The sequence below is a fragment of the Okeania hirsuta genome (genome assembly GCF_003838195.1).
Classification (GTDB): Bacteria; Cyanobacteriota; Cyanobacteriia; order Cyanobacteriales; family Microcoleaceae; genus Okeania; species Okeania hirsuta.
The window spans coordinates 1-9,927 of record NZ_RCBY01000252.1; the positions used below are offsets into that span (position 1 = coordinate 1).

General features: G+C 36.3%; 8 protein-coding genes and 1 pseudogene. 5 read left to right on the forward strand and 4 right to left on the reverse strand.

Annotated elements, in window-relative coordinates; genetic code table 11:
- Window positions 1–383: 383 nt before the first annotated feature.
- Window positions 384–1,247 (reverse strand): PIN domain-containing protein, encoded by an 864-nt coding sequence (locus D5R40_RS26900; RefSeq protein WP_124147479.1) that lies wholly within the window; start codon window positions 1,245–1,247, stop codon window positions 384–386.
- Between the two features lie 826 nt (window positions 1,248–2,073).
- Between D5R40_RS26900 and D5R40_RS26905 the strand changes: the two genes are divergently transcribed.
- A complete protein-coding gene (locus D5R40_RS26905; protein ID WP_124147478.1) occupies window positions 2,074–2,625 on the forward strand; it encodes a LeuD/DmdB family oxidoreductase small subunit in 552 nt (183 codons plus the stop codon).
- 137 nt (window positions 2,626–2,762) lie between these two features.
- Window positions 2,763–2,927 (forward strand): hypothetical protein, encoded by a 165-nt coding sequence (locus tag D5R40_RS36135; RefSeq protein ID WP_161565080.1) that lies wholly within the window; start codon window positions 2,763–2,765, stop codon window positions 2,925–2,927.
- Between the two features lie 469 nt (window positions 2,928–3,396).
- On the opposite strand, the gene D5R40_RS36140 is transcribed toward D5R40_RS36135, so the two are convergent.
- Window positions 3,397–3,543 (reverse strand): hypothetical protein, encoded by a 147-nt coding sequence (locus tag D5R40_RS36140; RefSeq protein ID WP_161564732.1) that lies wholly within the window; start codon window positions 3,541–3,543, stop codon window positions 3,397–3,399.
- 700 nt (window positions 3,544–4,243) lie between these two features.
- Complete coding sequence (locus D5R40_RS26910) at window positions 4,244–4,726, reverse strand: tellurite resistance TerB family protein (protein WP_192901217.1); 483 nt, start codon at window positions 4,724–4,726, stop codon at window positions 4,244–4,246.
- Window positions 4,727–5,685: 959 nt separating this feature from the next.
- On the opposite strand from D5R40_RS26910, the gene D5R40_RS36145 reads away from it, so the two are divergent.
- Together D5R40_RS36145 and D5R40_RS26920 are read left to right on the forward strand one after the other, a co-directional pair.
- A complete protein-coding gene (locus tag D5R40_RS36145) occupies window positions 5,686–5,922 on the forward strand; it encodes a hypothetical protein (RefSeq protein WP_124155477.1) in 237 nt (78 codons plus the stop codon).
- Window positions 5,823–6,896 carry an RNA-guided endonuclease InsQ/TnpB family protein gene (locus D5R40_RS26920; protein ID WP_124155478.1) on the forward strand — a complete coding sequence of 358 codons (1,074 nt, stop codon included), beginning with the start codon at window positions 5,823–5,825 and terminating at the stop codon, window positions 6,894–6,896. Before D5R40_RS36145 ends, D5R40_RS26920 begins: the two co-directional genes overlap by 100 nt.
- 418 nt (window positions 6,897–7,314) lie before the next feature.
- On the opposite strand, the gene D5R40_RS26925 is transcribed toward D5R40_RS26920, so the two are convergent.
- Window positions 7,315–7,734 carry an AbrB/MazE/SpoVT family DNA-binding domain-containing protein gene (locus D5R40_RS26925; protein WP_124144955.1) on the reverse strand — a complete coding sequence of 140 codons (420 nt, stop codon included), beginning with the start codon at window positions 7,732–7,734 and terminating at the stop codon, window positions 7,315–7,317.
- Window positions 7,735–9,466: 1,732 nt separating this feature from the next.
- Between D5R40_RS26925 and D5R40_RS26930 the strand changes: the two are divergent.
- A pseudogene (locus tag D5R40_RS26930) lies at window positions 9,467–9,927 on the forward strand (IS630 transposase-related protein); the annotation flags it as partial.

Here is a 9,927-nt window from a genome sequence, read left to right on the forward strand (position 1 = left end):
CTTCAAGGCGCAAATTATATCATGTCCGGTTGAACAGTTATAAATAAATTATGAAGGAGTCAGGAGTCAGGAGTCAGGAGTCAGGAGGGAAGAAAGAAGAAGAAAAAGAAAGTTTTTTTTATCACTAATTATCCGGAACATGATATTATTTAATTATTAATTATTAATTATTAATTATTAATTATTAATTATTCGGTTTATACAGAAATAAATAGAGAATTTCTTATTTTTTATTGGCTTCTTGTTTAGCTGTATCGCTGTATTTTTGGTAAACTTCAGCTCTATTGACTGCCACATCATAGCCTGAGTAATAAGGTGTCGAGTTATTTTTTGAATTTAGTAAAAAAATGATACAAATTATACAGAAATAAATAGAGAATTTCTTATTTTTTATCGGCTTCTTGTTTAGCTATATCGCTGTATTTTTGGTAAAGTTCAGCTCTATTGACTGCCACATCATAGCGTGAGTAACTTGGAGTAACAGAGGCCATTAGTTGTGATGCCTGTTGCCATTTGGAGGCGATCGCCGTCCACTCCTCCTGAGACTGAGCTGTTTTACCATCAGCAGCAGCTTCTTGAGCAAGTCGCACCGCTTGAGCAAAAGCTTCTTTCGACTCAGCTATAGTATCCTCTGAATTTTTAATAGTGGAGTCCGGAGATTGTAAGGTTGTATTTTCCAGAGCTGATATTCTATCTAACCTAGAAAAATTTAGCCATTTATTAACTTGGATGCCCAAAACTAGCATCAACAGACTTAGAAAAAAACCACCCATCATACCCAGTTGGAATTGATTTTGCTTTTGTATTTGAGCGCGATCGACACTTTTAGATAGATATATGGGAGTTGGTTTAGGCTTACTTGTCTGAAAATGACGTGCTATTTGTTTAAAAATATTGGGCTTAGTCAAAGTAATTTGTTGAGACCAGAGCAACTTATCTTTTGGATCTCTGGTAATTTCATCAAGCCATAGTAATTGCTGTTCTTGAACAATTCTACTATTAATATTTACTTTTCGGATATTACGAGGTGAGATTTCTTCGAGAATGTACTTAACTTGTTGTACAAGGTTAGACTGTTCCAACTGTTCAATCTGAGTTGCTTCGCATAAAAGCTGCAAAACACCATCAGAAAATATAGCTCTAATTCTTACATCTAATGTAGCAAGCTGTTGATTAAGAACTTGAATAATAGCTGCTACACTTCCTTGACGTGCTTGTATAAATATATCGTTAATTTTATCTGTCATTGGTAGTTACTGCAATTGATTTAATAGTTAACTCAGATGGTTAAATCTCATTTTTAATTTGTCTAAAGTTTCTTGGTCATACTTGAAAGTTATTACCGAAAAGAAAGCAATAAAATTAAATTAAATTTAAATAACTTTATACCTTTTTCCTAATAGTAGATACGGACAGAGTTATACCATTTCTCTATGAAGTTGCGCTGAATAAAAGATAACAGCTATTAGTAAAATTCAGGTTTGGGAAAGAATTATTAAGCGCATTATTACAGAGAAATGGTATTAGAACTTTTGAAAGATATTCCTTGCATAATTTAATTCCCACTATAAAACCTTGGCTTTACTTATAAACTGGCCGTTTCACTAATATGACCAACTTCTGATTAAAAGTAGAGTTGTAATACCAAATTGATAAATATTTGCTACAAATAGCTAGGATATTTCTTAGGAGTCAGGAGTCGTATGGGAATAGCTTCAATACCATTTTTCAGGTCGGAAATCATTCTTTTCTCTTGGTGCGCGTTCCGCAAGGGAGCTGGCGTCGTCGCGGGGTCGCACCGCTTTGCCAAAGGACATATCCTGCACGCGTCTTTTTATTCCTCTTACTATTCGTCACATTCTTTTTTCACGCTTGGTATAAAATATACCCCCTATATATAATAAGTAAAAATTATATCTGTTATCATCCTTTTTTCTCTTTTTTGTTCTATGTTTCCGGCAACTACAGCTAAGTCTAGTAATTCTTCAAGAGGTCTACGGTATTAGCTATTTGAAGTTAAAAGTCTTATGTTAAAATTTGCGACAGCAATAGAGGGAAAACAGGAAAGTAATTATGGCCCAATCCCTAAGTGGCAAAATCTTTGTACTAGATGACAATATTGATACTGACCAAATTATTCCCGCCGAGTACCTGACTTTGGTTCCTTCCAAGCCAGATGAATATGAAAAGTTAGGCAGTTATGCTCTATGTGGGTTGCCTGATCGCTACGGTAAGTTTATCTCACCGGGAGAAATGAAAACCCATTATCCAATCATTGTGGCTGGAGAAAACTTTGGTTGTGGGTCTTCGCGGGAACACGCACCTATCGCCTTGGGTGCTTCTGGTGTCCAAGCAGTAGTGTCTCAATCTTATGCTCGCATCTTTTTTCGCAATTGTTCAGCCACTGGGGAGTTATATCCTTGGGAGTCTGTTGATCGCCTATGTGAGTTATTTGAAACTGGTCAGGAAGTTACTATTGATTTTGAAGAAAATCAGTTAACCAATCATACTCTTGGTATAAGTTATCAATTGAAGTCTTTAGGAGAAGTAAAACCTGTCATTGATGCTGGTGGTCTTTTTGCCTATGCGCGTCAAACAGGTATGATTTCCCAAAAACCAAGTTAAATTGTTATTTTCAATAGGAGAGAAACTAATCTCTCCTTTTTACTGTTCAATTTTTCGATAATTTTTAGTTGTGTACTTTTGCATTTTTTGTAAGCTAAATCTTCAGAAAGTACCAGTCTAAAATTAATTATTTGGTAGTGGTACATAGTAATGGTAGAGGGAGATGGGGAGATGAGGAGATGAGGAGATGGGGAGTGGAAAAAACTGTGAGTAGGAAAGAAACCGAAATACATCCTCTCTCTTGGTCGATTGGATATGGCGCAGGTTTCCTCGCCATCCCACCCTTCGGGAAGCTGCGCTAACGACCGCTTTCTTTTAATTGGAACTGAGGTAATTTGTCCCAAGTTCAATCAATACCATTACGGTTGCAGGATTGCCAATTATTTATTTTATATCAGAGAATTATTTTTTCCTTCTTCTTTAGATTTGTCGCTAAATAGATAGAAAAAATCTCCAAAACCTAGACAGGGTAATTATTTAGAGTCTTTTGATCGATAAATAACTACAAGCTTTACATAGCGGGGGTTTCTACAATTTTTTAGTTTATAAAGCGACAAGTCTCTTCTCTCCTAGATAACTAAAGCCTTCTTCCTTCTTGAATGCTACTTTCGTATTGGTAATTTCTTTAATTTCTGGTTGGATCTGGAGACATTATGATACTCTGACAACTTTGGCTCAACTTAATCTGAATTGATGGCGAGCTTCAGACAGTAGAATTAATATTAAAGCCGATTCTAAGTGTTGATATTTTTAGTCTTAAATTATAGTTATTTAAACATCTTTGTATGGTAGCCCGATAATTATAGCCTTGGTTGGTCTGTTATACGAAAAAGTCTGGTCTAAAATTATTTTTGTTGGATTAGTTGGTTGACTATTACCATTAGAAATTAAGTAACTAATATATGATTTATCCATCATCAGATTAGCTATTTTTTTACTTAATTTATCTGTTTTTATATTTTTAATTATCCAATAATTAAAACCTAAATACTAAATTTTGCTTTTACATAGGAAAGCCATAAAAAATTTATTTACGCTAGAAACTATCGATGTCAAAAAAATCAAAACTCACAACTCAATATTAGATTATTGATTTAGGAAACAATTAGAGGTTCTTAATTAAATTTCTGACATAGTTTATAAATATAGATATAGTAGTCGAAGGAAAGGTTAGGACAGATCAAAAGCTAAAAACTCAGACAACGTAAGATTTTTCCTCTTTCCTTCTTCCTTCTTCCTTCTTCTTTCTTCCTTCTGCTATACATTCTTAAATTTGCTTAAGATATTCTCAAATTCTCAAGCTGCAATTATAGCAATAATTTGACTTTTCAATTTAGCAAAATAAACTAAAACATACCCTCTTTGATACTTTCTGGCATTGGTAAATCACAGAATGAAATTTGTAGGGGCAATCCCCCAGTCACTCATTGGGGTAGGTACGGGGGTGCTATCCGAAAATATAAATCATCCCATCAAGTCACTCATTGGGGTAGGTACGGGGGTGCTATCCGAAAATATAAATCATCCCATCAATTACCAACGCCTACTTTCTCTTATGGAAAAAGTAAAAGAGGGAAAAAGCAACAATAGATGAGTTGCTACATTGACCATCAATCCATTAATTTTGCATAAATTCCTGTAAACCACGAGTCATCATCTCAACTATTCCCTCTTGGTTATTCAGTTCAGTTTTTACCTCAGTTTCTATACGCTCCACTATATCACCTGGAAGATTCAGCAATTGCTTTAAATTTTCATAAGCAGCTTCTTCATCTTCATTAATATTTGGTTCTTCAGGAGTACGAGCACTACAAGCAATTACTTCGTAACCCAACTTTAGCACCAGTTCCCGTTCTTGTTGGGATTCTAATTTAGGAATTGACTCCCCTAATGGGATATTTTGCATGAAATAATCCCTTAATTCTTCCTGAAGTTGTTGCTGCTGATCTCCTGTAGCAAAAAGACTACTAAATCGATTTAACATTAAGTCCACTTCTTCTTGTGCCAGTTGTCCGTCAGACCATGCCATATAAGCAACAATCCGCAACAAATTCATCTGGCGTGGAGTAATAGATGGAGGTGGAGGTGGTTGCACTGCCATAGATTTTTCCTCAATTTTTGGCTATTCATAGCTAAAGTTTTAACCTATCATCAACTCAGCAATTCTTATCCAATCGTTGACAATTTTTAACTGAATTTGTGAAAAGTCCCACCATACTATTGGCCTTCATCCATTGATGAGAGGGACTTGGGTAGAGCGAGGCCAACAACCGCTAGCCCTTATGAACTAGAAACGAGAATAGTTGTGGTGATATGCGTTCGTTCAACTTAAAACTGGACAGACATACTGGTGGATATTGTCATGGGTGAGGATAGACCTATTTAGGGCTTGCTGATTAAATCTAAAAGCATTGATATATATTGATATATAAAGATATTAGCCAAGGCGTGTACTAAAAAATTGCAAGGTTTTTGCTCCCTTAAGCTGAAAATGTAAGGATTTTTAGCAGACAAGAGCAGAAAAATCTCAGAACAATTGTTCCGACTATATCCTCTGTAATTCCTCATTGCTCATTCCTCCTGAATTCTAAATCCTGACTCCTACCCTCACCCATAAGATTTATTCAGCAAACCCTATTTAGTGAAGTGTTCAAAGATTTTGCCGAGCACTTTGAGATTGGGGCGAAAAAGCGAGTGCTTCTAGTTGTCAATCAAGTAGGGTGACATTTGAGGAAAAAGTTAGAGGTGCTTTCTTGGGATTCACTTATACCAATTTGAAAAAAGAATGTTACGAATAATAAGTGGGATCTAAATACTTTACAGGAAATGTCCCTTTGACAAAGCGGTCGTTAGCGCAGCTTCCCGAAGGGTGGGATGACGAGGGAACCTTGCTATATCCAATCGACCAAGAGAGGGAATGGGGACTCCTGTGAGGGAATAGAGGAATGTCAAGAGCCTATTTGCCTAACGCTATATATAAAATATATCTACTTATCTATGCGATCGCTGCCCTTACTATCAGGAGTAATATCAAATCCGGTAGCATCGGTATAAAATCTTTTGAAGGTAGGAGGATCGAGTCAGGTAGGGGAGCCGTCGGTAGAGCGACGTATAGGAGGGAAACACAGTTATAAAGATTTGGCAATGGTGAGATGGAGAATATTTTTATACCTAATTAAACGAAAAAGTTTAAGTCAATTAGGAATTACTCCGGTTGGACTTACCCAGATGGTCGTCAAGGTTTTAAGGTGCAAATTGAAAAGTGCCAAAAATATTCTGTTAACTGTGGATGGGTGACACTTAATGACTTGGGTATGAGACTCAGGATGCGGGGTAGGTTTAAGTATTGGGGAAAACCTACTACTTGTACGATTGTTTATCGTCCTCATAAAGATGAGTGGTATGTTTCATTTAGTATCAAGACCTCGGAACCATTACCGTTGTTTGGCAGTAAATCTCCCTTAGATTATGAGTCAATGGTGGCTTTTGACCTTGGTACTCAAACAGCTTTGACTTGTTATGATGGCTATGGTTTTGACGAAATTAGTAATCCTAGATTTGACAGGGAGTTTGCCCCAAAAATTCAGCAAGCTTCACGTCAACTCAAAAGAAAGCAAGGACCAATTAAAGGTAAGCAAAAAGCATCAAGTAGATGGAAAAAAGCGAAGAGAAAAATCTCTAAGCTCAAGGCCAAACAATCAGCCGTAAGACAAGATTGGCAGCATAAAGTAACTACAGATATTGCTAGTTGTTATGACATCGTAGTTACTGAAAAATTAAATGTTAAAGGCATGACCCGAAAAGCCAAGACAGGTAAACGCTCAAAGCAAAAAGCAGGTCTCAACCGTTCTCTGCTTGATGTTGGCTTTGGAACATTAAATCAGATGGTGTTGTATAAAATTTTAGGTAAAGGTGGTTTGCATATAACCATTGACACCAGGAGAGTCAAGCCTTCTCAGAGATGCCCTAGCTGTGGAACAGTTCATAAAGAATGGGCACAGTTGAGTAATCGTTACCATGTTTGTGATGATTGTGGTTTTGAGGTGCCAAGAGACCAAGGCTCGGTCATGGTGATGTGGAATGTTGCTGCAGATCGGCAACCGGGGTTAGGAACTGGCCTCGTTAATCGTCGATGCTCAAGCTCTACTGATTCGACCCGTAAACATACAGGCTCGATGAGGCAACTGGGGCAAATGAAGCGCTCAAAATCTCAAAGTGCGGACTTTGTTGACGGGGACTTAGAAACCCCGTCCGTCTACACGGCGGGGTAGTTCATCATTTATAAAAAAACTCGAAGAAAGGGAATTAAAATACGCGCGGACGAACCCCAAAAAACCGTTTGCCTAGCATTCCGTAGGAAAAAGTAGTAGTTAAAGAAAATTCAATTGAAGAAAAAAAATCAGAATAGCGGTCATTACTTACTGCAATAGGGAGGCGAGAAGATGCAGAATTTCCTTTTTTATCCTCTTAATAAGGGGAGGCTTGAGACCTTATTTTTTTGGTCAGCTTATTTACAGAGTCAACTAAAAATATAGATTTTTTATTTCAATTTTTACCTGTAGACAAAGAATAAATTAGGGAGAATCCGGGAATCATGACGATATTTATATATTAACTAGGTAATTATTTTAGAGGTAAAATTAATCTCCAATCCTAGTTAATTACAATTCCTCGGCTTCTCCATTTCACTTATTCTTCTATCTGTGAGCCATTGCCATTGCCATTAGTCTCATCAACTTTCTCATATTCTACTTGAATCAAATGAATATGTTTGTATCCTAGCTTTATTTCAAATTCATCTCCTGGTTTTAATCCCATAGATGCGGTATAAGTTGCTCCTATGACAATTTGGCCATTTCTATGAACGCTAACTCGATAAGTTGGTTCTCTACCACGCCCATCTTTACTACCGTCAGGATCTAAATCAACTCCTTTTGCTGCTAGAACTGCATCATAAAAATCTGTGAGATTAACACGAGTTTCTTCATTTTTTGTAACTGTGTAATATCCACAACGTTTAGCAGTTTCCCTTCGTGGTAAGTGAGCAAATTCTTTTACCTTTTGAAGTAAAATTTTTCCCGTTAATGGAGTTTCTGAATTTTCAACCATAGTTCTTAATAATTCTCCTTCTCTTTATAATATAGTAAATCAATTTTACTGAAAATTGTTAGGGTTATTTAAAATATATCCTGAAAATTATCAATTGTGCAAAAAAAAATTTTACTAAGCCTTAAGGCCACTATATATTTGAGTAGATAATCTAGATTTCTATTTGGCTCAAAAAGTGTTGAACTTAAGCATTCTTGTTACTCTGAAATTCTCTCCTAATTTTCAAGAGTTCCTATTCTATTAGGATTATTTTTGTACAAAATTATTTAATTAGGCAGGATAAAATAAAAATGTTACGGATGTAAAGTAAATTATCTAATCAGTTTGTTTAATTTACCAGCCGGATTTTTTGAAAATGAATCTGTCATTCTAGGTATTTGGATATCTGAAATTTCCTCTACAAAGTTATGGCCTAACTTTGAATAGTGATTTAAAATATTTGCTAAAATTGTATTTATTGGTAAAAATTTTGATAAGTAGCAGTTAGGCTATCGTGTTAATTGGTAGATGTAGTGACTTTACTTATAGAACCCATTGGTATCTTTGTTAATATTAAGTTTTTTTATAAGAGTTTGAAGTAAGAGGGATGTTGGTTAAGCAATACGGGAAAGTTAAATTTGAGGGCTGATTTTTCATCAAAACAGATACTGAAAAGACTTGCTAATGGTAGTTATTATAGATATCATATAATTTACGATTGAATACTTATAAATAAGGGAGTAGAGATTTAGGTAGTGGTGAGAACCCAAGAGATTTGCCGTCTAAACTAGAGGAGCTTTTTCCGGATCGCTATTACAACGCTTTTGCCGATCTTTGAACCACATCGTCATCAGCAAAACCCTGTAAGGGCGTTTCGCTCCGCGACATATAAAGCGGAGCTTTGCGTAGCGCAAATGGCCATTTGCCCCTACTAGACATCTCCAAAAATCAAAAATAAAATCAATTATCACACAGAAATTATCAATTATTTCTCCCTACTGCCTACTGCCTACTCCCTCTTTTGGAGGAGATGTCTACTGTGGTCTAGTGAAATGAAAACCGCTGTAAACGGAAATGATACCAAATGGTTTCTATGAAAATAAATACTCATATCAAATCTGGTTAAACAGTTATTGTAGGTAACAAAAATTCGTGAGTATATCTCGCGAATTACTATGGTTTTCTTGCAGGGATTTCAAATAGTTATCTAAGGATATTGGTTGTAATTTTTGATGATTAATACTATGTCCGGATGATTAAGTATAATAGAGTTGTCGCTAAATAAAGAGAAAAAATCACTCTAACCTAGACAGAGCAATAATTCTAAGCATTTTTGCTTTCCAAGAGCTACAATCTTTACAGAACAAGGTTTTTGGGATTTTTTAAAATTATAAAGCGACAAGTCTAATACAAATTTTCTCCTCTAAATGTTGAAGAAATATCTCACATTTCCGCCACTTTCATTGTTCCCTCCTGAATTTACACCTACCACTGCGCCACCTAAGAATTTTATGATCTCGCTACCCGAGCGGACATGATGTAAATTCGTCTTTTTATAGAGTCAGGATTTACGCATGAGTTAGGAAAAACTAGGATTTGAGATTGCTTTCCGTTCCGGACTGCTACGCAAACCCTGTCGGTCGCAATGATGAGAATATTTTCTAATATCATGTCCGGTTGAACAGTTATAGCAACAGCCAGGGCGATTAGGACATAAAATAGAGAAAGTATTCTGTCATGCGATCGCTCTTCCTTGCCTCGACCCTATAGTTACGATTTTAGAAAAAAAGTGATAGAGGCCATTGAACTTGATGGCTGGAAAAAAAGTGATTGAGTCAACTGTTCCGGATTAGCCGGAACACGATTGACCTGTGGCTGAAACGGAAAGCTGAAACTGGAGACTATCAACCTCGGCCAAACCAACCCCCCGGTAATGACCATCAAATCACCGATTGGCACAAATTTCGAGAATTTGTCAAGGTTCATGGTGACAAAACCCAAGGAGAAATGGCCAAATTGTGGGATAGTCCCATCAGTCAACGCACAATCTCAAGAGCACTCAAAAAAATTGGCTTCACTCGAAAAAAAAACTTATGGCTACCAAGAAAGGGATCAAAAGGAAAGACAAGAATTCTTGAGCCAATAAACTCAAGCTTTCCCCTAAATCAATGGTTTATATAGATGAGTCAGGTATGAATAACCAACAGCAGTATG